This window comes from Nonomuraea marmarensis, assembly GCF_043197025.1.
Lineage (GTDB): Bacteria > Actinomycetota > Actinomycetes > Streptosporangiales > Streptosporangiaceae > Nonomuraea > Nonomuraea marmarensis.
Map to the genome: position 1 here is coordinate 138,625 of NZ_JBICRM010000012.1, position 22,976 is coordinate 161,600.

A 22,976-nucleotide genomic window follows, 5' to 3' on the forward strand; every position below is an offset into this window, starting at 1 on the left:
AACTAGCGGCTCAGGCCCGTTTCGCAACGGCCTCGATGAGGGGTTGCACGAGCTTGGCCGCCAGGGGGCCGAAGGCCGCCAGGATGAGGACGTACGCGGCGGCCAGCGCGCCCAGGTCGGGATGGGCTCCCGCGCCCACCGCCAGACCCGCGATGACGATGTTGAACTCGCCGCGCGGGATGAGCGCGATGCCCGCCCGCGCCTGCCCTGCCCTGGCGATGCCCGCCCTTCTGGCCGCGTACGCGCCGGTGAGGAGCTTGGTGACCATGCTGACCAGGGCCAGCAGCGCGGCCAGCCCGGCCACGGGGAGGATCTTGCGGGGGTCGGTCTGGAAGCCGAAGAACACGAAGAACACCGCCGCGAACAGGTCGCGCAACGGGGCCAGCAGCGCCTGCGCGTCGTGGGCGAGCTGCCCGGACAGCGCGATCCCGACCAGGAACGCGCCGACCGCCGCCGACACCTGCAGCTGCTGCGCCAGCCCGGCCACCAGCAGCGCCAGCCCGACCACCTTGAGCAGCAGCACCTCGGAGTTCGGGCTGGACACGAACGCCTCGATGAACCGCCCGAACCGCAGCGCCACGACCAGCACCACGCTCACGGTCAGCAGCGCGATGCCCACCGAGATGGCCCCGCTCACCAGGCTCAGCCCGGCCAGCATGGCGGTCAGGACCGGCAGGTAGACCGCCATCGTCAGATCCTCGAACACCAGCAGGGACAACACCGTGGGCGTCTCCCTGTTGCCGATCCACCCCAGGTCCGACAGCACCTTGGCGGTGATGCCCGAGGAGGTGGCGTACGTGACGCCCGCCATGGCCACGGCCGCCACCGGACCCCAGCCCAGCAGTAACGCGCAGATCGCGCCGGGGGCGGCGTTGAGCACCAGGTCGACGATGCCCGCGCGGGCGTTGCCCGTCAGGCTCGTCACGAGTTCGTCGGCGTTGTACTCCAGGCCGAGGGTGAGCAGCAATAAGACGACGCCCAGCTCCGCGCCGACGGAGATGAACTCCTCGCTGGTCGCCAGCGGCAGCACCCCGCCGGTCCCGAACGCCAGACCGGCGATCAGGTAGAGGGGGATCGGGGAGATCCCGGCGCGCAACGCCAGCGCGCCGAGGACTCCCAGGCCAAGCAGTACGGCACCGAACTCGAGAAAGATGACCGCGGTTTCGTGCAACCCGCGGCCCTACCCGTCGACCAGGATGCCGGCGACCTCGGCCGTGCTGTCCTCGCTGCCGACCACGACCACGACGTCCCCCGCGCCGAACACGAAGCCGGGGCCGGGGCTGGCGAACACCTGCCCGCCGCGCACGACGGCGACGATGGAGGCGCTGGTACGGGTCCGCACCCGTGCCTCACCCATGGGCCGGCCCACGTAGGGGGAGCCCGCGGGGATGGGCAACTGCACGCTGACCAGGCCCTCGACCTGCTCGTGCAACTGGTTGAGCCGCTGCACGATGCGGGGTGCGCCGAGGAGCTCGGCGAGGGCGTCGGCTTCTTCGTCGTTGAGCTTGACCGTCTGGCACGCGCGGTCGGGATCGTCCTGGTCGTAGATCACCAGGACCCGCTGACCGGTGCGATGGGACACCACGCCCACCCGCTGTCCTTTGCGGGTGGTGAAATCGTGGCGCAGTCCGATTCCCGGCAGTGCTGTTTGTTCGACCTCCACCTATCCCACCCGTCCAGATCCACATATTTCCGGACAACCCTACCAACGCTTCATTCCCCCGAACCCTGGCTCATCTGCGGGCTCCAGCGGGACTTTCCGTACGTTGTGGCTGAGGTCCTACGGGACAGGACGGCGGTTGATACCGCGCGGGAGGCGAAGCGTGCGGCAGTGTGGTCGCCGACGGCCTATGTCAGCCTTTCTGGGCCTGCCGGAGCGCGGACAGGTGCTTCTGGAGGGATGGGGCGGCGGTCTTGGCGAGGGCCACCACCGTCTGGGAGGAGCCGCGGGAGATCTCCGTGTTCGTGGCGGCGATCGCGGCCGTGTGCGCCTTGATCATGCCGGCCAGGAAGTCCTGGTCGAAGTCCTTGCCCGTGGCGTCCTGCAACCGGACCCGCTCGGCGCGCTGCTCGGCGGTCGGCGAGGTGGGGAGCTCGATGCGGAGCCGGGAGGCCGCCTGGGTGACCTTGGTGTCCAGCTCGGTGTGGTCGTGGACGAGCATCTTGCCGATCGACTTGATCTCGCGCGTCATGCCCTTGCCCTGCGCCAGCTGCCCCGCCTGGACCTCGGCCAGGTTGCCCTGGTGGATGGTCCGCATCCAGGCCCTGTCCTGCTCCGACGGCTGCGCGCCGGTCTGCGGCGGCGCCAGGCCCGCGGTGCTCGGCGGTACGTCGTCGCCGCAGCCCGCGAGGACGGCGACGGCCACGGCGGCCAGCGACATGGTCAGACGAGTGCGCATGAGCTTTCCTATGACACGGTGATACATCCCAGATACTGAGAGTAATCGCCATAGGAGTGGCGACCCGGCATTGCGGGCGCCCTGGCGCGTCAGGAGTCGAGCAGGGCCACCAGCGCGTCGAAGTCGCCCCCGCGCGAAGTCTAGGGAAAGCTCAGCACCAGTTTGGTGTGGTGCTTTCCGATGACGGTCCCCTCGCTGGAGACGGGCCCCTGGTGCGCCTCGACGCGCAGGTCGCGGGTCTCCGGCCGGCCCGCCTGATCCCACTCTCTGACGTGCGCGGCCAGCTCGGCCGCCAGCCTGGCGCCGCAGGCGCCGTGGCCACGGGCCACCAGCGACCTCTCCACCGCGAGCAGGGCGATGCTGTCGCCTTCGACGAGCCCTGCGGTCACGCCGTAGCCGGCGCCCAGCTTCCCGCTCAACGCGCACCAGCGGGGCTCGTGCAGCGCCAGCCAGAGCGAGACGCCCATGCCCGTCACGGACCCCGACGACAGCAGGTCCACCCTGGTGGAGATCTCGGTGGGCACGGCGTCGAGCGCGGCGAGCACGTCGCCGATCTCGCGCGGCTCGGGCAGCGACAACATCAGGTCGGGATCCCGGCGCAGGACCACGGTCACCTCCGGCCCCGCGAACGGCCCGCGCATCCGCATGAACCCGCACGGCACCACCGACCGGCTGGCCCAGTGCCCGCCGGCCCGCTCCATGGCCACGGACGCCTGCACGCCGCGCAGGTCGAGCGGCACCACCAGCCGCCCGTCGCCCTTCAACTGCTCCAGCCAGGCGGGGGCCAGATCCCACACCCCGACCGTGGCGATCACCCGATCGTACGGGGCCCGCCCGGCGAACCCCTCGGCCCCGTCGGCGCACACCACCTCGACCGAGGAGGTCCCGGCGGCGGACAGGTGCCCCTGGGCCCGCGTGACGACGTCGTCGTCGATGTCCACGCTCACCACGCGCCCGCCGGGTCCCACGAGGTGGGCCAGCAGCGCCGCGTTGTAGCCGGTGCCCGCGCCGATCTCCAGCACCCGGTGCCCGGGCTCCACCGCGAGCTGGTCGAGCATCGCGGCCATGATCGCCGGCTGCGACGAGGAGCTGATCGGCCGGCCCTCGTCGTCGCGTTTGGTGACGATGGCCTCGTCGCGGTAGGCGACCTCGGGGTCGATCCCGGGCAGGAAGACGTGACGCGGCACCGCGAGCAACGCCGCGGCCACGGGGTCGCTGACCTCCTGACGCTCTCGCAGCAGCGCCACCATGGCTTCCCTCTGCGTCGCGTAGTCCATGTCCCCATTGTCCAACGGCCAGGACCCGCGCCGCGCCCGTGCGAGATCGTTTAGGAATTCTTGGTAAAGAAACAGTCAAGAAGGGTTGAGCTCAGAAGTAGCGGGAAGGGCAGGCAATTCCTGAACGTCGACCGTGAGGAGGAGCCGTAGTGCTCACCCTGACAGCCAACGCAGCCCAGGCGATACGCGACCTGACCGCGTCCGCGCCCGAGCCTTCCCAGAGCGGGATACGCATCTCGTCCCAGGGAGAGGGCGCGAGTTCGCTCACTCTTACGCTGGCCACCGCCCCGGAGCCGGCAGACGAAGTGGTCGAGGCCGAAGGGGCGCGGGTTTATCTCGATCCCGTGGCCGCGACCGTGCTGGAGGACAAGTCCCTGGACGCCGGAGCCGATGACCAGGGGAGCGTGTCGTTCCTGGTCACCGAGCAAACAGCATGACGCGGCCCCGCCGTGCCGGAGCCCTCCGGCACGGCGGGGGCCCGCTCAGCCGTCGGCGAGGAGCTTGTGCAGGTAACGCAGCTGCTCCTCCGACTGGAAGCCGCCACCGCCCTCGTGGTTGTTCCAGGGCCAGACCGTGATCTCCTTGGGGCCCTGCCAGCGGTTGTAGGCGGCGAACACCGTGGACGGCGGGCACACGTCGTCCATCAGCGCCACCGAATACAGCGCGGGCACCTGCCCGCGCGCCGCGAAGTTGACCCCGTCGAAGTACGACAGCGTGCGGAACACCTGGTCGGCGCTGTCCCTCCGGGTGGCCAGAAACCGGACCAGCTCCTGATACGGCTCCCGCCCGGTGATCTCGACGGCCCGCCGGAAGTGCGTCAGGAACGGCACGTCGACGAGCGCCGCCTTGACCGACGGGTGCAGCGCGGCCGTGGCCTGGGCGATGCCGCCGCCCTGGCTGCCGCCCGAGACGACGATGCGGCTCTCGTCGACCGCCGGGTGCGCGGCGGCCGCGTCCACCGCCCGGACGGCGTCGGTGAAGACGCGCCGGTAGTAGTAGTCGTCGGGGTCGAGGATGCCGCGCGTCATCATGCCCGGAGCCTGCGGGCTCGCGCTGCCGTGCGGGTCGCCGGTCGCGCCCGGGCTCTGGGTGTTGGCGCCGCCGTGCCCGCGGGTCTCCATCACGAACACCGCGTAGCCGGCCGCCGGCCACATCAGGTGGTCCTTGGGGAACCCGCGCCCGCCGCTGTAGCCGATGTAGTGCATCACGCACGGCACCGGCCCCTCCACGCCGCGCGGCACCAGGAACCAGCCGTTGATCCGGTGCCCGCCCCAGCCCGCGAACGAGACGTCGAAGACGTCCACGGTGGCGAAGGGCAGGTCGTACGGGACGTACTCGGCGGCCAGGTCGAACTCCCCTGCCTCGGCCAGGGTGCGGGACCAGAACGCGTCGAAGTCGGCGGGCTCGTCGCGGTCGGGGAGGTAGCCGCGGAGTTGCTCAAGCGGCAGGTCGAACAGTGGCACGAGATCTCCAGCCTGTAGAAGGATGCTGATATTCCACCCCATAGCATCGGCAAGCGCTATCCGGGGGCCGGAGGCTGCTCACTTCCCTGACCGGATCAGGGCGGGTGGACTAGCGTCCCCTTGTGGCTTCTTTCGCCAGGCTGGCGGGGCGGGTGGTGACGGGCGCGGGGGTGCTGGCCCTGTCGCCGGTCCTGGGGCTGGCCGCGCTGGCCGGGACGGCGATGGTGGGCGCGGAGCCGACGGTGTTCGCGGTGACGGGGCTGGCGGTGTTCGCGTCGGTGCTGTTTCTCGGGCTGCTGCTGTGCGTGCCCAGGCCGGGGGTGGCGTGGGGGCGCTGGTTACGGGCGGTCGTCATCCTCGGGGTGGAGGTCGCCGTCGTGTGGCAGGTCACGGGCGCCACGTTGCGCCCGGCCCCCGGCCGCCCCGTCCCCGCGCCGGTGGCCGGACAGCGGGAGTGGCGGCTCCCGACGGGCTCCAGGCTGGCGTACGTGCGGATCGAGCCCAGGCGGGTCACCCGTACCGACCCGGTGCTCTTCCTGCACGGCGGCCCCGGCGTGGCCGATCTGGAGGCGGACTCGGCGTTCTACGGGAAGCTGGCGGCCGACGGCTACCAGGTCTACGTCTACGACCAGCTCGGCGCGGGCCGCTCGGCCCGGCTGGCCGACCCGCGCGGGTACGGCCTGGCCCGCGACGTGGCGGACCTGGAGGCCATCCGCCAGGCCGTGGGCGCGCGGCGGCTGAACCTCATCGCCCGCGACTACGGCGCCCAGCTCGCGGCCGCCTACCTGGCCGCGCACCGGGACCGGGTGGCCAGGGCGGTCCTGTACTCGCCCGCCGGGCTGGACCGGGCGCAGGCAGCGGCGGCGGCCCTGCCGGGTCCCGGCGGCCGGTTGGACCCGCGGGTGCTGGCCGTCTACACGCTGCTGAGGGTCGAGCCGCGGGCGGCGCACGCGTTCGCGGGCGACCGGGAGCTGGACGCCTATCTCGACCACGTCCGGCGGCGGGCCCCGCATCCCTGCCCCGCCCCTGTGCCGACCGGTTCAGGAGGCTATGTCGGCCTGCTGGGACGCCTGCCGCCCGGCTCGCTCGCGGAGAGCCTGGGCGGGGTCCCGGCGCCGGTGCTGATCGTCAAGGGAGCGTGCGACGAGCAGGGCTGGTCCGCGGCCACGGCGTACCGGCGGGCGCTGCCCTCCGCCAGGTTCGCCTACGCCGGGGACGGCACGGCGTACCTGGAGGTGCTGCGGGCGTTCCTCACCGACCGCCCGCTGCACACCTACGACGGCGACGGGCCGCCGCCGGGCTATCTGGGCCCCGCCTAGCGGGACTCCGGCCGCGGCGACTCGGCCGGCTGGCAGGATCCGGCCTTGGTGCCCGCCACCTTCCACTCCGCGCCGGGGAACGGGCTCATGAAGTGGGTGAGCAGGTCCACCGCGTAGTCCGGCACCTTGCCGCCCGGGTCCAGCAGGGAGACCATCTGGGGGCCGTCGGCGCCGCGCAGCGTGATGGAGTTGCCGCCGCCCGCGGCGAAGCCGGGTTTGGCGTCCACCGTCACGCAGGCCAGGCTGATTCCGGCCGCCTTGATCTCCTGTTTGGACCCGATCCGCCTCATCCGCTGGTCGTAGCGGCGCAGGGCGAGCGAGCCGGTGCGGGTGAGCCGTACCGAGTCGCGGAAGACGTCGTTGCCGATGTCCCTGCTCAGCCTGACGTCCACCGAGACGTCCGGCCGCAGGTCCACGCCCTTGGCGGCGAGCTTGAGCTGCCCGTAGTTCCCCTCGAAGCCGGGGGCGACGTAGCCGAGGGCCGGGGGCGCCTTCATGCCGAAGGGGATCTTGCCCGGTCTGACGCGCAGCCACGACAGGCGCTGGATGGACAGCGCGAGCTGCTTGACGGAGCTCTGCCCGAGCCCGAACTGGCCGCCGACGTGGTAGGTGAGGAAGCCGGTCGTGTACGGGACCTCCTTGCTCACGGCGATGCGCTGGGGGGCCACCGGGTCCACCTTCAGCCCGGCGCGCAGCGAGATGCCGCCCGTGGGCACCGGCTTCGAGACCAGGTCGAGCGACTGGTCGGGGTTCATCCGGATCGTGGTGTCGGCGGCCAGGTCCTTGACCGCGAACGACACGTCGCCGAGGCGGCCCCGCGGGTCCACCAGGCCGCCCTCCACGTCGAGGTGGCCGTCGAGCGTGTTCACGCCGCCCACGGCCTTGTACGTGACCGCGGGCACGCTGAGCCCGGCGGCCGAGGCGTCGGCGTCCACCCCGAACACGGCGGGCACGTCGGAGAACCCCAGCTCTCCGGTGCCCTTCCCGGCCAGGGTGACCTTGGCGGTCAGGCGTTTGACGGGCGCGGAGTTGGTCACGCGGATACGGGTCTGGGCGCCGTACGTGCCCCGGACGTCCACCGCGGCGGGCACCGGGTCGATCGCCACGTGGCCGCGCAGCCCGGCCGTCTCGGCCTGCACGTCGAGCGCGCCCAGGGTGGCCGCGGGCTCGATGCGGTACCCGGCCCGCACGGCGTTGCCCTGCGCCACCTCGAACGGCCCCAGCGCCATGCTGGTGATCTTGGCGGGGAGCCCGGTCAGGGTGGCCCTGGCCTTGATCGGCACGGGTGACAACACGCTGCTCGCGAGATACACCCCCAGGCTCCTGCGCTTAGGGCTGAACCCCGAGAACGCGAACGTCTTGCCCGCCAGGTCCACCGACACCTGGTCGGGCAGCCCCGTCACATCCAGGTAGCCCTGCAGGCCGAAGCAGCCGCGCTGCGCCACACAGAACGGACCCTGGGCGCACCCCGCCGACCCGGCGGCGCAACCGCCGTCCACCAGCGACACGCCACCCGGCACCGCGGGGGCGGCCCGCATCCGGGACAACGCCCCGACCTTGCCGAGCCAGGCACGGGCGCGCACGTCCAGGCGCGAGCCGGAGTACGTGAGCTTGCCGTCGGCGGCGGACACGGCCAGGCGTCCCGGCACGGGACCGAGCGTGCCGATCAGGCCGAAGCGCGTGTCGCCCTGGATGACGTCGGCGTCCACGGCGAGCGTCTGCCTGGCCGAGCGAAAGTCGGCGTCGAAGCCCTGCGCGGCGGGGCTGAACTCGACCTGCGACAGTCCCTTGACCAGCACGCTGGCGTCCAGGTCCCCCGACGCCTGGTCGTAGTGCGCCGACAGGTGCGGCCCCGTGGGCGACGTGGCGCCGTCGTGGTTGGTGAACGCCAGCGCCGCCGACCCGACGGGCCCTGACAAACCCCGGAAACGGTACGAAGCGGCGTCCCACGAGGCGTCGAACCTGGTGGGCACGCCGGTCACCTCGGCGGCGGCCCTGACGTAGCGGTCCCCGAGCTTGGCCCTGGCCAGGGCCGAGACCTTCGTGACCGGACCGTCCGAGGTCCAGGTGAGCGTCCTGGCCTTGGTGTCGGCGACCAGTTCGGCCTGCTTGCGCACGCCTTCGACGGTCGCCTTCAGGTCCTCACCAGAGCCGGACGTGGTGGTTACGTTAGCTTTATTGGCATAAATCCGGACCTGCTCAAGTTTGGAGGAACTGGCCACCTTGACGGTCGACCGCTCCCCCAGCTCCCACGACGCCTTGACGTCGTCGTGCACGCCGAGCACGGTGCCGTCGATCGTCGGGCCCGACTTGAGGTTGGCGTAGGCGGCGCGGATCTTCTCGATCATGCCGCTGGCCTGGTAGACGGCCTTCCTGGCGGCCGGGTCGAGGGTGACGTCCACGGTGGCGGGCGTGTTCGAGATCTCCAGCCTGGCCAGGTGGGTGCCGTCGATGCTGGCCGCGCCGAGGAACGACTTGCCGCTGGAGTCCACTTCCAGGTGGGCGTGCGGCGCGGCCCCGTACGTGACGTCGAACGCGGACAACCCCGACAGCAGCCCCGACACCCCCACCGCGGCGCCGTTCTTGATCATGGTGACGTGGCCGCCGCGCGGGCTGGAGACGGCGCCCTCGTTGCGCTGCAGCACCACCGCGAACCTGCCGATGGGCGAGCTGGTCGTGTGCGTGACGCGGTGTTCGGCCAGGTCGTTGACCAGGCGCACCTTGGCGGGCAGGTCGCTCAGCTCGGCTTTCAGCACCGTCTTGCCCGCGGTCCGGTCGAAGTAGAGCAGGCTGGCGGCCCCGGCGCGCGGGCCGCGCGTGTCGACCGACAGGGTCTGCTTGCCGTTCCCGGCGCCGTACCTGGCGGTGAAGGACGGCGGCACCTTCCGCATCTCGGCGCTCACCACCCTGGCCAGCCGGCCGTCGCGGTAGGTGAAGTTGTGCAGCCGGGCGCGGCCGACCGAGGACGGGCTGGTGAAGCGGACCTCGCTGCCCGACAGCCGCACCTCGGCGCGGGTGGCCATCCGGTCGAGCACGGCCTCGGTGAACTGACGGCCCGTCACGGCCAGCGCCTCCAGCTTGGCCGGCGCGGAGGCGGTGACGTCCAGCATGGGCGAGTCGAGGGCGGCGTTCACGGTGAGCCGCTCGGTGGCCGGGGTCTGGCGCAGGCTCACCGCGCTGCGCCCGGCCAGCCCCGCGACCATGGCCACGGACTCGCCCGGTTCCGTACGCTTGAGGCTGGCCTTGACCCGCTTGCCCGCCAGGTCCACGGTGAACGTGCCCCAGTCGGTTTTCGACAGCGACGACCCGCGGTGCAGCCCGTCGAACCCGACCGACACCTTGCCGTCGTACTCGGCCCAGACCTGGGCTTTGAGGTTCTCCTTCGACAGCCGCCTGACGGCGAACCCGAGCCCGACGGCGCCCTCCGAAGGGCTGGCGGTGGGCACCAGGTCGGCGGCCAGGTCGGGGGTGACGTCGCCGGTGACGTCGGCGGCCACCGGCACGCCGACGGGCCGGCTGATCGAGCAGGAGACCGGCACGGCGGCGCTCTCGACACACAGCCGGTACGTCAGCCCCGGCACGGCCTTCCCCAGTCCGTCGAACAACTTGGCGACCGAGGCCAGCGGCTTCAGCAGCCCCAGCGGCTGCGCCTGGGCGGTGTCCGGCAGCACCTGGTTCACCGCGGGCGCCTGCCTGCCCAGGCCCCGCTCCTCCTGGACGGCGGCGGCCTCGGCGGCGATCTGGTTGATCAGCTGGGGTCCCGCGGGGGTGGTCACCTCGGGCGCGCCGGGCCCGACCCGTTCGTTCCCCGCGGGACGAACCGCGAGAGACGGTTGCGTCGGGACGCTCACCACGGCGGCCGGCGGCTCCTGGATCGCGGGCACGGGCTTCACCTGTACGGCGGGCACGGGCTGGACCTGCGCCTGGGCGGCGGGTGGCAGGGCCACCAGGACTGTGCTGGCGATGGACGCCGAAGCGAGCACGCGCAGGAGGGCGTGCGGCATGAAGCGTTCTCCCCCGGACCGGTCTAATTCATCCCATCAGAAACAATGGTCACGAGACGACCATACTTCCTCACGGAGTGTCAAACCGGTTCCGACATGGAACTCCAATTTCTCCGCATCAGGGCCGATAGGCGGGCAGACGCGGCCACCAACCCGGCACGTGCGAGCGGTAGGCGTCGTAGTCCGAGCCGAACTTCCTGCGCAGGGTCGGCTCCTCGTACCAGTGCACGAAGGAGTAGACGGGGATCGCCATGACGGCCACGTAGAACAGCAGCCACGCGTTCCCGAACACCATGGCCTGCCCGATGACGGCCGCGAAGACGGCGACGTACATGGGGTTGCGGACGTACCGGTAGAGGCCGCCGACGACCAGCCGGGCGGGCGGCGCGACCGGGATCGGCGTGCCGAACCCCTCGACCACGAACCTGTAGAACGCGTTGACCAGCACGGCGACCCCGGCGAGCACGAGCAGCCCGCCCAGCAGCTTGAGCGGGATCATGACCGCGTCGGGGAAGGGGTCGCGCATCCGCCAGCCGGTGATCCAGTACGGGGCGAGGACGGCGGCGGTGCCCGGGGCGGCGGCGAAGAAGAGGGCGCTGACGATGGCGGCGGGTGTCCTGCGCATGAGATCGCTCCTTGACACGGAATTCACTCATTGATGAGTTTACCGAGCGATCGGGAACGGCGTCAACGGTCAGCTCCTGGGGGCGTACATGATGACGGCGACACCGGCCAGGCAGATCAGCGCGCCGATCACGTCCCACCGGTCCGGGCGGAAGCCGTCCATCACCATGCCCCAGGCCAGGGATCCGGCCACGAAGACCCCGCCGTACGCGGCCAGGATGCGGCCGAAGTGCGGGTCGGTCTGGAAGGTGGCGACGAAGCCGTAGGCGCCGAGGGCGAGGATCCCGGCGCCGATCCACCACGCGCCGCGCTGCTCCCGCCAGCCCTGCCAGACCAGCCAGGCGCCGCCGATCTCGGCGACGGCGGCCAGGACGAACAGGGCGACGGAACGCAGCACGGTCATGGCGATCAGCGTACGAGGACGTCCGTGGTCCCGGTTTCCGGCAGGAGGTAGAACTCCTCGAGGACGGCGCGGGCGGCGGCGTCGTCGATCACGGTGGCGTCCCAGACCACCTCCGCACCATCGAGGGTGACGTCGAAGCCGAAGAACGCGCAGCAGGCCTGCTCCCGGGCGGCCAGGTCGCGCACCCACGCTTCCACGCCCGGTGCGGCCCTGAACCGGAAGCGGATGCCCTCGGGGGTTCGCTCCTTGGCGGCGAGGGCCTGGCTGAAGAGCCGCTGGTACTCCTCCAGGCGCTCCTGCGGGGTGTCGGGGGCATTGGTCATGTCGCAGACGACGGGGATGTCCATGGTGGCGCTCCTTGTGGTGTCGTTGGCGAAACCCTAGAGTCTGGACTTAGGTCCAGAGTCAAAGGGTGACACGTGAAGATCGGACAGGTGGCGCGGGAGGCCGGAGTCAGCGTCGACACGGTTCGCTTCTACGAGCGGCGCGGCGTCCTGCCCGAGGCGCGGCGCCGGCCGTCGGGGTATCGGATGTTCGGCGCGGAGGCGGTGGAGCGGATCCGTTCGGCCAAGGCGCTGCAGGAGCTGGGCTTCACCCTGGACGAGGTCGTGGACGCCCTGCACGCCCACGACGCGGGCGGGGCTACCTGCGAGAGCGAACGGTGGCGGCTGGAGGCGGTGGTGGACCGGATCGACGCCAGGATCGCGGAACTGGCGAGGGTCCGGGACAACGCGGCGGCGAGCCTGGAGGACTGCCGCGCGGGCCGGTGCCGGCTCACCTCGGCAGGTTCCGCCGATCATCGGTGACCTGGGGCGGTCCGCGTGGACGTCCGCTCGACCGGTCTCCCCTCGGACCGCCCGCCGCCGGCCGGGGAGAACCCGGACGAGGCCGTCACCGTGGAGGCGGTCCAGCCCGGACGGGCCGAGCTCGTGCTGGAGCAGCGGCATCACGAGAATGTCGGTGGCCGCTGGCAGGATGCGCGCATGACGAGCATCGCCGCGTACTGGGACACCGCCGCCGGCACGTTCGACGAGGAGGCCGACCATGGCCTGCGCGACCCCGAGGTCAGGGCCGCCTGGGCCGCCCGGCTGGCCGCCTGGGTGCCTCGGGGGCCGCTCGACGTGCTGGACCTGGGGTGTGGCACGGGGTCGTTGTCGCTGCTCCTGGCCGAGCGCGGGCATCGCGTGCTGGGCGTGGATCTGGCGCCACGGATGGTGGAGCGGGCCCGCGCCAAGCTGTCGGGCACGAGCGCGGCCGTGCTGGTGGCGGACGCCGCCCGGCCACCCGTCGGGGAGCGAAGTTTCGACGTGGTGCTCGCCCGCCACCTCCTGTGGACCATCCCGGACCCGGAGGCGGCACTGGCGCGCTGGGCCGGGCTGCTGCGGCCGGGCGGGAGGCTGGTCCTGGTGGAGGGGCGCTGGGGCACGCCGGCCGAGGCGAGCGGCGATTCGCCCGGCGCAGGCGGGGTGAGCGGCGATCTGCCGTGGGCGGGCGGAGTGGGCGCGGGCGACCTGGTGACGGCGTTGCGGCCGATCGTCGCCGATGTCCGCGTCGACCCGCTCACCGACCCGGCGTTGTGGGGCAAGGAGATCGACGACGAGCGCTATGCGGTGGTGGCGCTGACGTAGGCGTCTCAGCTGTTGCGGGCCTCCCATTCGGACCGCCACATCTCGTACTCGACCTCGCCCTGGTCCGACCCGTCAATGACCTCGGGCCACTCCTCGAAGAAGGTCCGTACGAACCTCAGCCCGCACTTCTCCATGACCCGCCGCGACCCGAGATTGACCGTCATCGTCTCCGCGTACACCCGACGGGCCCCCAACTCCTCGAACGCCTTGTCGATCAGCGCCAGCGACCCCTCGGTCGCGTACCCCTTGCCCCAGGCGGCCTTGTGCAGCCGGTAGCCCAGCTCGGGCTCGTCGGCGGGGTTCCCCTGCCCCGGCCGCAGATGGAACCAGCCGAGGAAGCCGCCCGAGGACTTTTCGAACGCCGCGAAGAACCCGGACGCGATGAACCTCGGCAGCGTCTCCCCGACGATCACCTCGCGCGGCGTCGGCCTGCCGCCGTTGAGGTATCGCATGACCTCCGGATCGTTGTGCAGCGCGAACAGGTCGTCGGCGTCGGACTCGGCGAACCGGCGCAGGGTCAGCCGGTCGGTCTCCAGATAAACGTGCACCGGCAAACGTTAGCCAGCCAGAGGGCTCGGGCTCGACCGGTTTTCACCACCCGCTCAGGGAGTCGGACAGCGCGCGCAGGCGGGCGCGGGCGTCCGGATCGTACGCCTGATCGAGGGCGTGCGCGGGCCGCGCACCGTCGAAGAACCGCCCGGAGACCCCGTCCAGCTCCGGGTCGGTGACCAGCCGCGACGTGGCCTCGACGCCTTCCCGCAGCTCGCTCGCGGGCGTGGCGACCATCTTGGTCGGCATGTACGTGGCCGGATGCAGCGCGTTGGCCGTCACCCCGCTCCCCGCCAGCTCCTCGGCCAGATCCACGGTGAACATCACCTGCGCCAGCTTGCTCTGGCAGTACGCCCGCACCCCGCTGTAGTCCTTGACCAGCATCACGTCGCCGAAGTCGATCGGGGCCTGGCCGAGGCTGCTGACGTTCACGATCCTGGACGGGGCCGCCGCCCTGAGCACCGGCAGCAGGAGCCGGGTCAGCAGGTATCCGGCCAGGTAGTTGACCGCGAACCTGAGCTCGTGGCCATCCGCGCTCTCCTGCCGCATCCCGCCCCCGGGCACGGTCGAGCCGATCCCGGCGTTGTTGACCACCGTGTCCAGCCCTTTGTGCTCGGCCCCGACCGCGTCGGCGAGCTCACGTACTTCGTCGAGCGAGGCGAGATCGGCGCGGTACCAGTGCAACCGGGCACCGGGAACACGATCCCTGATCTCCTCCATCGTGTCCTGCCCGCGCCGTTCGTCGCGGCCGTGCACGAGGACGGTGGCGCCGCGCCCGGCCAGATCGGCCGCCAGCGCCCGGCCGAGACCGTCGGTCGCCCCTGTGACGAGGATCGTCCGCTGCTCCATGGGACGCATGCCCACCTCCGCTCCGGCCCTCCCGCTCCGACGCTACCAGCCGAGCCGACCCCCACCGGCGACCCGGTTGGATTCGGGAAGCGTGGGCCTGCTGAACAGCGCCGAACATGAGGGAGTGGCGCATCCCGCACCCTGATCAGGCATCCACACGGGGTGCCGGCCGCTCACCAAGCAGCTTTCCAACAGCTTGATGGCTCACACCGAGCAGTGCGCCGATTTCACGTTGGGCGTAGCCGCGCTCCCGCAAATGCCGCGCCGTCGCCCGCGTGCGAGTGGTCGCCTCGTCGCGAAGGCGTTCGGCGTCCCGGCGTACTTTGCGAGTGCAAGCCAGCTCATCGGCCAGGGATTCGTCGGCGGGGGCGATATCGATCTCCCCCACGTCGCCGGGCGCGACGTCGAAGTGCAAGGCGAGCAGGTCGCGAACCATGGCCTCCGCTTTGTCCAGGCGCTTGGCCTGGGTGTACGCCGGACGGCTCAACCCTGGCCCCTCGACCGTCAACGCCCACCAGTCACCGGACTTCTGCGCCGTAACACGGAACGTCCTCACTCGCCCTCTTCCTCCTGCGGTCGCATCGCCTCGTCAAGCATCTCTTCCCAGGAGCGGAGGATGCTTCTGGCCGTCAACTCGTTGATCTCATTGTGTCGTGGCACGATGACCACCTCGCCTCCGACGTACCACTTGTCATGGTTGGCGCCATTGACGTCAGGGGTCTTCGAGAACTCGAAGCCGAACTTCTTGGCCAGGCGAGCCATCCGCTTGAGCAGGTCATTGTGTTGCTGGACCGGCCCGCACCCCGGCGGCGCCCGTCCGCCGACGGGCTGCTGTCCGAGGGTCACACCATCACCCTGGCGCTCCAGGCCGAAGGTGTGGTCACGGCCACCGCCCGCGACCGCGAGGGCAACGAGATCGCGGCCGGATCCGGCGGCGACATCGGCGATGCGCTCCACTCCCTTGGCGGAGGGTGACTACTCGGCAGGCTCGACCACGGCATCGGGGCCGGGGAAGACGAGTTGCTCGTGTCCGTCGTCGAAGCGGACGACGTAGGGCGGCGTCCCCTCCGGGCCGCGGATCTCGATGATCTCGCCCTTCCGTTCCCGCTGGCCGACGACGTGACTGTGGACGATCAGCATGTCACCGACGTTCGCGTGCATGATGGATCCTCTCCGCCGGGCTCTGGCCACCTTGAGGTTCCATCCCACAGTGCACGAGAGCGGCCGCCTCGGAAAGGCGACAGGCCGCTTACGCTGCGAAGATGATCGGGGCGAGTTCCTCGATGAGGCTGGTGAAGCCCTCCGCGCCGTGGCCGGCGGCGATGGGCCGGTTCACCAGGGACAGGACGTGTTCGAGCTGGGCGGTGTCGAGGTTCGAGGCGGTGCGCAGCCGTACGAGATGCTCCAGGACCGGGGCGTGCTCGGTCAGGGAGGCGGGGCCGCGCGGGTAGGCGCGGTCGCGGATCTCGCGGGCGACCTCGGGCGCCGCCTGGACGACATGGTCGATCTGCCTGGCCGCGAACGGTGCGAACGGCTCGACATCGCCCGCCCCGCCGACGAGCGCGAGTGCGTGCAGGTAGGCGAGCGTGGTGTCGTACCAGAGGCCGAGCAGCGCCAGGTCGTACAGAGCGGCCTGGCCGGCGTCGTCGCCCACGTGATGGGTCGTTCCGAGCAGTTCCAGCGCCGCCCGGTGCGCCGCGAACGCCTGCGGTGCGCCGCTGTAGAACAACGTGGCGTCCGGCGTCCCGATCTGACCGGGCCCGGCCTGGACGACGCCGTCGAGATGGCCGGCCCCGTGCTTGCCCGCCCATTGAGCCGTCTCGCGGGCCTGCTCGGGAGTGCCGGTCGTGAGATCGACCAGCGTGCGGCCCGCCATGGCGTCCCCGCAAGCCTCCAGGATCTGCTCGGTCGCGTCGTGGTCGGTCAGGCACACGACGACGAGCGGGGCGGCCGCCACGGCGTCCGCGACCGTGCCGGCCCGCCGCGCCCCTCGCGCCACCAGGTCGTCGGCCTTCGCGGCGGTACGGTTCCACACCGTCGTCGCCAGGCCGTGTTCGAGGAAGGTACGAGCCAGGGCGCTGCCCATGGCGCCCAGACCGAGCACCGTCACATCGTTCATGGGATCCCTCCGATTACGTTACGAGTCGTACCGTAACATAAGAGCCATGCCACCACTTTACGGGCGCCCGCGCGACCCGCAGATCGACCAGGCGGTGCTGGGCGCGACGCTCGCCGTTCTCGACGAGAGCGGCTACGCCAGGCTCACGATCGAGGAGGTCGCGCGCCGCGCGGGCACCACGAAACCGGCCGTCTACCGCCGCTGGCCGGACCGCCAGCGCCTGGCGCTGGCCGCCCTCGCCGCCCGCCTCGGCTCAGCCCGCGCGCCGGACACGGGCTGCACGTTGTGCGACCTGAACGAGGGCATCAACGTCTTCATCGCGGCCTTCCGCCGCATCCGGCCGGACGTGCTCGGGCCGCTGCTCGCGGACTGCGCCGCCGAGCCGGGGTTGCGGGAGACGTTCATGACCACGCTGTTCGAGCCGCCTCGGGCGGCGGTGGCGGAGATGATCGACCGGGCGGTGGCCCGCCGGGACCTGCGGGCCGACATCGACCGCGATCTGGTCCTGGACCTGCTGGGGTCGCTGGTGCACTACCGGGCGCTGTTCGGCCACGCGCCGGTCAGCGGCGGCCAGGTGGAGGCCGCCGTGGAGGCGCTGCTGGGCGGCATCGCCACCGACTACCCGGCGCTGGTCGAACACAGCCGCCAGGTCACCGGCGACCCGCGCACCCACGCCGCCCACGGCTAGGAGCCGCGCAGGCGGTCGCGCCAGGGATGCGCGGGGTGTTCGAGCTCCAGGGCCGCATCGAGCCAGAGCCGCTGCTCCCCGGTCAGCATCGGGAGCACCTCGGCGAAGTCGAGCTCGTCCTTCGGACGTGGGCCCTTGGCCTTGTAGAGGAGCTGTACCTCCGGAGCGAGGCGGCGAAAACCCGGCTCCTCGACCGTCAGCGCGCCCAGCTCGCGGCGGATGCGCGGGTCGCGCCGGTAGACCCAGTCCGTGCCCTCGGCCTCGTCGAGCATCAGCTGGAACCGCCACGGCCCGCCCGGATGCTCGCGTACCCAGATGTCGTGCGCGGTCTCCGGCAGCACCTCTTCCGGCTCCCACGGCCGCAGCGTCCCCGGCACGGCGGCCACGTGGCAGTCCCAGCCGGACAGCAGGCGGCGCACGGCGAGCTGATCCCGGCGCAACACCGAGATGTCCACGTCCCCGTGCTCGCGGTACGCGCCTCCCACGGCCAGCTCGATCGCGTACCCGCCGCTCACCCACCACGTCGCCGCCGCCCCCCGGAACAGCTCGACGACCTCGCCCAGGGGTGCGGCCTCCCATGGCCCCCACGGTGTCTCAATACGCGTCATCCCGACATCATGGTGGTAGCGTCTGCCGCCATGCGTGCCTTCGTCATCACGGGTCCGGGACGTGCGGAGGTCCAAGAGGTCGAGCCGCCCGTGGCCGCCCCCGGGGAGGTGGTCGTCGAGGTCGAGCGGGCCGGGGTGTGCGGTACCGACGCGGAGGTCTTCTCCGGCGCGATGGCGTACCTGCGTACCGGCGAGGCCCGCTATCCCGTACGGATCGGGCACGAGTGGGCCGGGACCGTGCGGGAGGCCGGCGACGGCGTGGATCCCGCCTGGCTCGGCCGGCGGGTCACCGGCGACACCATGCTGGGGTGCGGGCGGTGCGCCCGGTGCGGGTCCGGCAGGCAGCACCTCTGCGCGGACCGGTACGAGATCGGCATCCGCCACGGCTGGCCCGGCGCGCTGGCCGAACGCCTTCCCGTGCCCGTACGCGCGCTGCGGCCGCTGCCCGACGCGGTCGATCCGGTGCTCGGCGCCCTGGTGGAGCCGGGCGGGAACGCGTTGCGGGCCGTGCGCGCCGCCGCGCTGGAGCCCGGTGAGCGGCTGCTGGTGATCGGGCCTGGCACGATCGGGCTGCTCGCGGCGCTGATGGCGGTGGCGCAGGGGGTGGAGGTCCAGCTGCTGGGGCTGACCGAGCGGTCGCTCGCCTTCGCCCGCTCCCTCGGCTTCACGAGCACCTGGACGGCGCCGCCGGGCCCAGGGTTCGACGCCGTGATCGACGCCTCGAACGGGCCCGGGTCGCCCGCGCTCGCGCTCGACGCCGTCGAACCCGGCCGTCACGTGGTCTTCATCGGCCTGTCGGCCGAGCCCAGCCACCTCGACACGCGCCGGATGGTGCTCAAGGACGTCACCGCCGTCGGCGTCCTCAGCGCCTCGGGCGGCCTCGCGGGCACCATCGACCTGTACGCCTCGGGCCAGGTCGATCCCCGGCCCCTGGTCGCGGCCACCGTCTCCTTGGGCGAGGTGGCCACCGTCCTGGCGGGCGAGCGGCGACCCGAGTGGGGCGACGCCCCGAAGATCCACGTCGACCCCCGCCTGCCGTAACCGCCCCGCCCGGAACGATCAGGCGACGCGCGGTGTCGCCGGTCCAGGACTGTGCCGTCGGCCTCCCACACCCGCGGCACATCCTGCCGACCGCCACCGACATTCCCGCGGCGGCACCTGGTGTACTGGTCAGACCAGTCCGCTAGGGTGCCTCGTATGGGATATGACGCGCTGTTTCGCCTGGATGGGCGGCGGGCCGTGGTGATCGGGGCGGGGAGCGGGATCGGCAGGGAGGCGGCGCTGGCCCTGGCCGCTCACGGGGCCTCCGTGGTGTGCGCCGACCTCGATCTGGCCGCGGCGGAGGAGACCGCCGCGGGGTGCGGAGGGGCCGCCCGGCGGGTCGACGTGCTGGACGACGAGGCGGTGCGCGGACTCGCCGACGCGGAGCCGGCCGATGTGCTGGTGTTCACGGCCGCCACGAACGTGCGCAAGCGGCTGCTCGACTACTCCGGCGAGGAGTTCGACCGGGTGGTGGGGCTGAACCTGCGGGCCTCGTTCGACGTGGTGCGGGCGTTCGGGGCAGGGATGGTGCAGCGGGGGCGCGGGTCGATCATCGGGTTCGCGTCGATCCGGGCGTCCGTCACCGAGCCGGGGCAGGGCGTCTACTCGGCCACGAAGGCGGGGCTGGTGCAGTTGTTGCGGACGGCGGCGGCCGAGTTCGGGCCGCACGGGGTGCGGGTCAACGCCATCGCGCCCGGCGTCGTGGAAACGCCGCTGACCAGGCAGATCAAGGACAACCCCGACTGGTACGCCGCCTACGCCGCCAAGAGCGCCCTCGGCCGGTGGGCGGCGGCGGAGGAGATGGCCGGGGCCGTGGTCTACCTGGCCGGTGACGCGGCCAGCTTCGTGACCGGCTCGGTGCTGTACGTGGACGGCGGCTGGACCGCCGTGGACGGCCGCTTCGACCCGCCCGACTGAGCCCCTGGGAGGCCGGCGCCCGTTCGCGTCAGCGGCGCAGGCGGGCCTGCACCGGTCGCCCGTGCACCGTCTCGAACTCCACGACCGTGCGCGACCCCGTGACCGTGACCCGGCACGGCTGATCCCCGTCGGCCCGCCAGCGCCCGTCCAGGGTCACCCGCAGCCGGTGCGGATGGCTCGGGTTCGCCAGCCAGGGCCGCGACCACGGGCTGTAGTGCCCCACATAGCGCCCCTTCTCGTACTGGTCGTGGTCGATTCCGCTGTAAAGCCGCAGGTCCGGATCGCACACCGCCAGCACCAGCGCCTCGCCCTCCTCCCGGACGAGCACCATCGAAGGCGTGTCCACCTCGCGCACCACACCTTCCAGGCGGGTGCGCTCGAACACCGCGTACCCGGTGATGCCGGTCGCGCGGTCGCTGACGACGTGCGCCGTCCGGTCCGCCCGCAGCACCCGGTACGGCGCCCGCGAAGGATCCCCCATCGCCGCGGCGAACTCGGCCATCCGGTCGGAAGTCGTATTCACCACCATCGCGTACTGGTATGTCCCGTCACGAGGCGCACTGCCGTGCCTGATCCAGGCTGTGGCGAAGTCTGCGCTGGTGGGCTCCTCGGTGGCGTTGTTGCGGGAGGCCTGGGTCGAGCGGGTCAGTGCGACTTTCTGATCGGCGGCCAGGTAGTAGCCGATGCCCTTGTCGTCGAGCAGCCAGCGCGGCCCGCCGTCGAGCGCCTCGTGCGGGAACGCCGTCACCGCGACCCCGTCCACCACCGTGGGCGCGCTCTTGGCGGCCAGCCGGGTCTGGAACAGGGTGGTCTCGGTCTCGTTGGTGGCGTCGTCGTTCGCGATGCCGGTGCCGACGGCGACGATCCGGTCGTCGAACAGGAACACCGACTTGCGCGCCCGGTGCGAACCGTCGTACTTGGGGTGGCCGTGCAGGTCCATGGCGAACATGCCGTTGCGACCGTCGATGGTGTGTGCCCCGGCGAAGCGGGAGTCGGTGAGCAGCATCTCCTCGATGGCGCCGGTCAGGTCGCCTTTGAGCTGGTCGAGCGGCTGGTGGATGACCGTGGTGCCGGGCCGCCGGTTCCAGTCCCAGCCGGGTTGTGCGTAGCCGCTGTCCAGGTTCGTGACCGGGTTGCCGCGGTGCAGCACCTGGATCTGGCCGTAGGTGTTGTAGCGGCCGTACCAGTTGGCTCCGGCGTAGATCTCGGTGCTCCACAGGTAGCGGTTGTGGCCGCGTACCGTGACCTGCCAGTCGTCGCGCCTGTGCACGGCGAGGGCCGCGTAGTTGAGCGCCCACGCGCCGGTCGGCGCGGCCTCGGCGGTGAGGCCGCGGGCGGCGAGCCGGGCGGCGAGGTCCTTCTGCTCCTGGGTGGGCGAGGCGGGCAGCAGTCGCAGGAACGCGGCGGCGATCTCGTCGTCGACGGGGGCGAGCCACTGGAAGGGGACGATCGACAGGGCGGTGGTGCCGTTCGGGTTCCGGCCGCTGATGGAGATCGGCCAGTGGTTCCTGTTGGCGTAGACGCGCTGCATGAGCAGCGCCTTCTTGAGCCACCCGGACGCCTCCCCGGACAGCGCGAAGGCGCCGCCGTGCAGGACGTAGACGAGGGGGGCGAGTCCGGCGAAGCCGTCGCGGACGTAGTCGGGGAAGAAGCCGACGTGGTGGAACGCGGTGCCGTCCGCCTTGATCCCGTCCTGGATGCCGTCGGTGGGCAGCAGCGTGTCGTCCAGCCAGTCGCGCAGCACCCGCAGGTAGGCGACCTGCTGGGCTTCGGTGTCGCGCAGGAGCACGGCCGCGAGCATGCCGCGGAAGGTGGTGTTGTGGATGTCCATCATGCTGCCGCGCGCCATGCGGAACTCGAAGCCGCGGAAGATCCGGCCGAGACCGGTGAGCCAGTCCAGATCCGCTCGTACCCGCTCGAACTCCCCCGCCTCGCGCAGCGCGTCGCGCATGAGGTAAACGGAGTCGTAGTAGCCGCGGGTGTCGTAGCCGAGGTGGTGGATGGTGCCCTGGCCGCTGCCCCTGGTCCAGCCCTGCTCGCGCAGGTGGGCGAGCAGGCGCAGGTAGAGCAGCGCCAGCGCGGGCCGGTCGGCGGGACTGGCCTGGTACGCCTGGGCGATGGCCTTCATCAGGTCCGTGCAGGCCCGCAGCGTCACCGGGTTCACGAACGCCTTGAGCTCGGCCGCGATCTCCACCGGGTAGATCTGCGACTGGTAGGCGTGGGTGGGCCGTCCGGCCAGGGCGTTCAGCTGGGCGGTGAGGCCGGGGACGTCCGCCTTGACCGGGGCGATGAGGTATTCGTCGTGGTAGCGGGTATGCAGCGCGCGCAGCGACGCCAGCTCCTCGGCGGTCGGGGGCGACATGTCGGGTTTGACGGTCGAGAGCAGCCGGTCGAAGCGGTAGAGGGCCTGCCAGTGCTGGTTGTCGTACTCGTCCCCTTCCGGGGCGATGTCCGGGAGCTGGTAGTCGCTGTTGGGGGCGTCGGGGCGCAGCGGCACGTTCAGCATGAGCTGGTCGAGGTGCAGGGTGCCGGTGCGGCGCGGGGCGATGATCCGCAGCGTGTCCATGGCGGGGTGGGGCTTGCCGTGCATGTCGTACGCGTACCGCACCCACGCCGTACGCCACCCGCTGAAGCCGAGCCTGAACTCGAACCACACGTCGGTACGCTCCCCCCGCCCGAACTCGAACCTGATCACGTCGTCCACCGGCGTCTCGTTGTGCACCCACACGCAGAACGCGTCCACGAGCCCCTGCCACGCCTGGTCGTCCCCGTACCGGTAGGCGTCGGGCGCCCACTTCAGCGGCGCCTTGACGGTGATCACGCTTCGAGCCCCGTGGTCCCAGCGCAGCGACCTGGTCCCGCACACCGCCACCCGGTCGCTGATCGACAACCCCGAGCCGGTGAAGTGCGGCGGGACCGCGCTCTCCAGCAGGAACACCGGCGGCTCCATCGCCATCGCCCGCTGCTCCAGGTCGGCCGCCCGGGCGGGGACCGCGAGGAAAGCGCTTGCCGCCCCGGCCTTGAACACCGTCCTGCGCGTGATCTTCGCCATGGCCGCCATCAAACGCGAACGCCGTCCGAAGGTAA

General features: G+C 71.7%; 24 protein-coding genes. 7 read left to right on the forward strand and 17 right to left on the reverse strand.

What is annotated here, in order from left to right:
- Positions 1–10: 10 nt before the first annotated feature.
- The 4 genes from ACFLIM_RS21550 to fxlM form a co-directional block, all read right to left on the reverse strand.
- Positions 11–1,171, reverse strand: coding sequence for a cation:proton antiporter (locus tag ACFLIM_RS21550; RefSeq protein WP_393168059.1), 1,161 nt, complete (start codon positions 1,169–1,171; stop codon positions 11–13).
- Positions 1,172–1,180: 9 nt separating this feature from the next.
- A complete protein-coding gene (locus ACFLIM_RS21555; RefSeq protein WP_393168061.1) occupies positions 1,181–1,663 on the reverse strand; it encodes a cation:proton antiporter regulatory subunit in 483 nt (160 codons plus the stop codon).
- Positions 1,664–1,853: 190 nt separating this feature from the next.
- The gene (locus ACFLIM_RS21560) at positions 1,854–2,399 is read right to left on the reverse strand and encodes a DUF4142 domain-containing protein (RefSeq protein WP_393168063.1); all 546 of its coding nucleotides are present in this window, start codon (positions 2,397–2,399) and stop codon (positions 1,854–1,856) included.
- Positions 2,400–2,539: 140 nt separating this feature from the next.
- Entirely contained in the window at positions 2,540–3,676 is a 1,137-nt protein-coding gene (gene fxlM / locus ACFLIM_RS21565; protein ID WP_393168064.1) for a methyltransferase, FxLD system, read from the reverse strand.
- A gap of 149 nt (positions 3,677–3,825) precedes the next feature.
- Here fxlM and ACFLIM_RS21570 point away from each other — a divergent pair, with 149 nt between their 5' ends.
- Positions 3,826–4,113, forward strand: a complete 288-nt coding sequence (locus tag ACFLIM_RS21570; protein WP_393168066.1) for a HesB/IscA family protein — start codon at positions 3,826–3,828, stop codon at positions 4,111–4,113.
- Between the two features lie 45 nt (positions 4,114–4,158).
- Here ACFLIM_RS21570 and ACFLIM_RS21575 read toward each other — a convergent pair whose 3' ends face one another.
- Complete coding sequence (locus ACFLIM_RS21575; RefSeq protein WP_393168068.1) at positions 4,159–5,139, reverse strand: acetylxylan esterase; 981 nt, start codon at positions 5,137–5,139, stop codon at positions 4,159–4,161.
- Between the two features lie 122 nt (positions 5,140–5,261).
- Between ACFLIM_RS21575 and ACFLIM_RS21580 the strand changes: the two genes are divergently transcribed.
- Positions 5,262–6,458 (forward strand): alpha/beta hydrolase, encoded by a 1,197-nt coding sequence (locus ACFLIM_RS21580; protein WP_393168070.1) that lies wholly within the window; start codon positions 5,262–5,264, stop codon positions 6,456–6,458.
- On the opposite strand, the gene ACFLIM_RS21585 is transcribed toward ACFLIM_RS21580, so the two are convergent.
- The 4 genes from ACFLIM_RS21585 to ACFLIM_RS21600 all read right to left on the reverse strand — a co-directional run bounded on the left by ACFLIM_RS21585 (position 6,455) and on the right by ACFLIM_RS21600 (position 11,836).
- Entirely contained in the window at positions 6,455–10,462 is a 4,008-nt protein-coding gene (locus ACFLIM_RS21585; RefSeq protein ID WP_393168072.1) for a hypothetical protein, read from the reverse strand. The genes ACFLIM_RS21580 and ACFLIM_RS21585 overlap by 4 nt on opposite strands.
- A 118-nt stretch (positions 10,463–10,580) precedes the next feature.
- On the reverse strand, positions 10,581–11,087 hold the full coding sequence (locus tag ACFLIM_RS21590; RefSeq protein WP_393168074.1) for a methyltransferase family protein: 507 nt from the start codon (positions 11,085–11,087) through the stop codon (positions 10,581–10,583).
- Between the two features lie 69 nt (positions 11,088–11,156).
- Positions 11,157–11,489, reverse strand: coding sequence for a YnfA family protein (locus ACFLIM_RS21595; RefSeq protein WP_393168076.1), 333 nt, complete (start codon positions 11,487–11,489; stop codon positions 11,157–11,159).
- Between the two features lie 5 nt (positions 11,490–11,494).
- Positions 11,495–11,836 (reverse strand): hypothetical protein, encoded by a 342-nt coding sequence (locus tag ACFLIM_RS21600; protein ID WP_393168078.1) that lies wholly within the window; start codon positions 11,834–11,836, stop codon positions 11,495–11,497.
- 72 nt (positions 11,837–11,908) lie between these two features.
- On the opposite strand from ACFLIM_RS21600, the gene ACFLIM_RS21605 reads away from it, so the two are divergent.
- Positions 11,909–12,295, forward strand: a complete 387-nt coding sequence (locus ACFLIM_RS21605; RefSeq protein WP_393168080.1) for a MerR family transcriptional regulator — start codon at positions 11,909–11,911, stop codon at positions 12,293–12,295.
- A 15-nt stretch (positions 12,296–12,310) separates the two neighbouring features.
- Positions 12,311–13,117, forward strand: coding sequence for a class I SAM-dependent methyltransferase (locus ACFLIM_RS21610; RefSeq protein WP_393168082.1), 807 nt, complete (start codon positions 12,311–12,313; stop codon positions 13,115–13,117).
- Positions 13,118–13,122: 5 nt separating this feature from the next.
- On the opposite strand, the gene ACFLIM_RS21615 is transcribed toward ACFLIM_RS21610, so the two are convergent.
- The 6 genes from ACFLIM_RS21615 to ACFLIM_RS21640 form a co-directional block, all read right to left on the reverse strand.
- Positions 13,123–13,665, reverse strand: coding sequence for a GNAT family N-acetyltransferase (locus ACFLIM_RS21615; RefSeq protein WP_393168084.1), 543 nt, complete (start codon positions 13,663–13,665; stop codon positions 13,123–13,125).
- A gap of 43 nt (positions 13,666–13,708) precedes the next feature.
- Positions 13,709–14,524, reverse strand: coding sequence for an SDR family NAD(P)-dependent oxidoreductase (locus tag ACFLIM_RS21620; protein ID WP_393168086.1), 816 nt, complete (start codon positions 14,522–14,524; stop codon positions 13,709–13,711).
- Between the two features lie 136 nt (positions 14,525–14,660).
- Positions 14,661–15,071, reverse strand: coding sequence for a hypothetical protein (locus ACFLIM_RS21625; protein WP_393168088.1), 411 nt, complete (start codon positions 15,069–15,071; stop codon positions 14,661–14,663).
- A complete protein-coding gene (locus ACFLIM_RS21630; protein WP_393168090.1) occupies positions 15,068–15,472 on the reverse strand; it encodes a hypothetical protein in 405 nt (134 codons plus the stop codon). Before ACFLIM_RS21630 ends, ACFLIM_RS21625 begins: the two co-directional genes overlap by 4 nt.
- Before the next feature lie 18 nt (positions 15,473–15,490).
- On the reverse strand, positions 15,491–15,676 hold the full coding sequence (locus tag ACFLIM_RS21635) for a DUF1918 domain-containing protein (protein WP_393168092.1): 186 nt from the start codon (positions 15,674–15,676) through the stop codon (positions 15,491–15,493).
- 88 nt (positions 15,677–15,764) lie between these two features.
- Positions 15,765–16,634, reverse strand: coding sequence for an NAD(P)-dependent oxidoreductase (locus ACFLIM_RS21640; RefSeq protein WP_393168094.1), 870 nt, complete (start codon positions 16,632–16,634; stop codon positions 15,765–15,767).
- A 46-nt stretch (positions 16,635–16,680) separates the two neighbouring features.
- On the opposite strand from ACFLIM_RS21640, the gene ACFLIM_RS21645 reads away from it, so the two are divergent.
- Positions 16,681–17,322: a TetR/AcrR family transcriptional regulator gene (locus ACFLIM_RS21645; RefSeq protein ID WP_393168096.1), complete on the forward strand. Its 642-nt coding sequence runs from the start codon at positions 16,681–16,683 to the stop codon at positions 17,320–17,322.
- Here the strand turns inward: ACFLIM_RS21645 and ACFLIM_RS21650 are convergent.
- On the reverse strand, positions 17,319–17,930 hold the full coding sequence (locus tag ACFLIM_RS21650; protein ID WP_393168098.1) for a nucleotidyltransferase domain-containing protein: 612 nt from the start codon (positions 17,928–17,930) through the stop codon (positions 17,319–17,321). The genes ACFLIM_RS21645 and ACFLIM_RS21650 overlap by 4 nt on opposite strands.
- Before the next feature lie 30 nt (positions 17,931–17,960).
- On the opposite strand from ACFLIM_RS21650, the gene ACFLIM_RS21655 reads away from it, so the two are divergent.
- Together ACFLIM_RS21655 and ACFLIM_RS21660 are read left to right on the forward strand one after the other, a co-directional pair.
- A complete protein-coding gene (locus ACFLIM_RS21655; protein ID WP_393168100.1) occupies positions 17,961–18,971 on the forward strand; it encodes a zinc-dependent alcohol dehydrogenase in 1,011 nt (336 codons plus the stop codon).
- 156 nt (positions 18,972–19,127) lie between these two features.
- Entirely contained in the window at positions 19,128–19,889 is a 762-nt protein-coding gene (locus ACFLIM_RS21660; RefSeq protein ID WP_393168102.1) for an SDR family NAD(P)-dependent oxidoreductase, read from the forward strand.
- 28 nt (positions 19,890–19,917) lie between these two features.
- Here the strand turns inward: ACFLIM_RS21660 and ACFLIM_RS21665 are convergent, their stop codons facing one another.
- The gene (locus ACFLIM_RS21665; RefSeq protein ID WP_393168104.1) at positions 19,918–22,941 is read right to left on the reverse strand and encodes a chondroitinase family polysaccharide lyase; all 3,024 of its coding nucleotides are present in this window, start codon (positions 22,939–22,941) and stop codon (positions 19,918–19,920) included.
- Positions 22,942–22,976 lie beyond the last annotated feature (35 nt).

Bases quoted from the DNA above. Each gene is read 5' to 3' on its own strand.
- ACFLIM_RS21560 (WP_393168063.1), bottom strand. From the start codon at position 2,399: ATGCGCACTCGTCTGACCATGTCGCTGGCCGCCGTGGCCGTCGCCGTC.
- ACFLIM_RS21595 (WP_393168076.1), bottom strand. From the start codon at position 11,489: ATGACCGTGCTGCGTTCCGTCGCCCTGTTCGTCCTGGCCGCCGTCGCC.
- ACFLIM_RS21600 (WP_393168078.1), bottom strand. From the start codon at position 11,836: ATGGACATCCCCGTCGTCTGCGACATGACCAATGCCCCCGACACCCCG.
- ACFLIM_RS21620 (WP_393168086.1), bottom strand. From the start codon at position 14,524: ATGCGTCCCATGGAGCAGCGGACGATCCTCGTCACAGGGGCGACCGAC.
- ACFLIM_RS21650 (WP_393168098.1), bottom strand. From the start codon at position 17,930: ATGACGCGTATTGAGACACCGTGGGGGCCATGGGAGGCCGCACCCCTG.
- ACFLIM_RS21645 (WP_393168096.1), top strand. From the start codon at position 16,681: ATGCCACCACTTTACGGGCGCCCGCGCGACCCGCAGATCGACCAGGCG.
- ACFLIM_RS21640 (WP_393168094.1), bottom strand. From the start codon at position 16,634: ATGAACGATGTGACGGTGCTCGGTCTGGGCGCCATGGGCAGCGCCCTG.
- ACFLIM_RS21655 (WP_393168100.1), top strand. From the start codon at position 17,961: ATGCGTGCCTTCGTCATCACGGGTCCGGGACGTGCGGAGGTCCAAGAG.
- ACFLIM_RS21660 (WP_393168102.1), top strand. From the start codon at position 19,128: ATGGGATATGACGCGCTGTTTCGCCTGGATGGGCGGCGGGCCGTGGTG.
- fxlM (WP_393168064.1), bottom strand. From the start codon at position 3,676: ATGGACTACGCGACGCAGAGGGAAGCCATGGTGGCGCTGCTGCGAGAG.
- ACFLIM_RS21590 (WP_393168074.1), bottom strand. From the start codon at position 11,087: ATGCGCAGGACACCCGCCGCCATCGTCAGCGCCCTCTTCTTCGCCGCC.
- ACFLIM_RS21585 (WP_393168072.1), bottom strand. From the start codon at position 10,462: ATGCCGCACGCCCTCCTGCGCGTGCTCGCTTCGGCGTCCATCGCCAGC.
- ACFLIM_RS21635 (WP_393168092.1), bottom strand. From the start codon at position 15,676: ATGCACGCGAACGTCGGTGACATGCTGATCGTCCACAGTCACGTCGTC.
- ACFLIM_RS21665 (WP_393168104.1), bottom strand. From the start codon at position 22,941: ATGGCGAAGATCACGCGCAGGACGGTGTTCAAGGCCGGGGCGGCAAGC.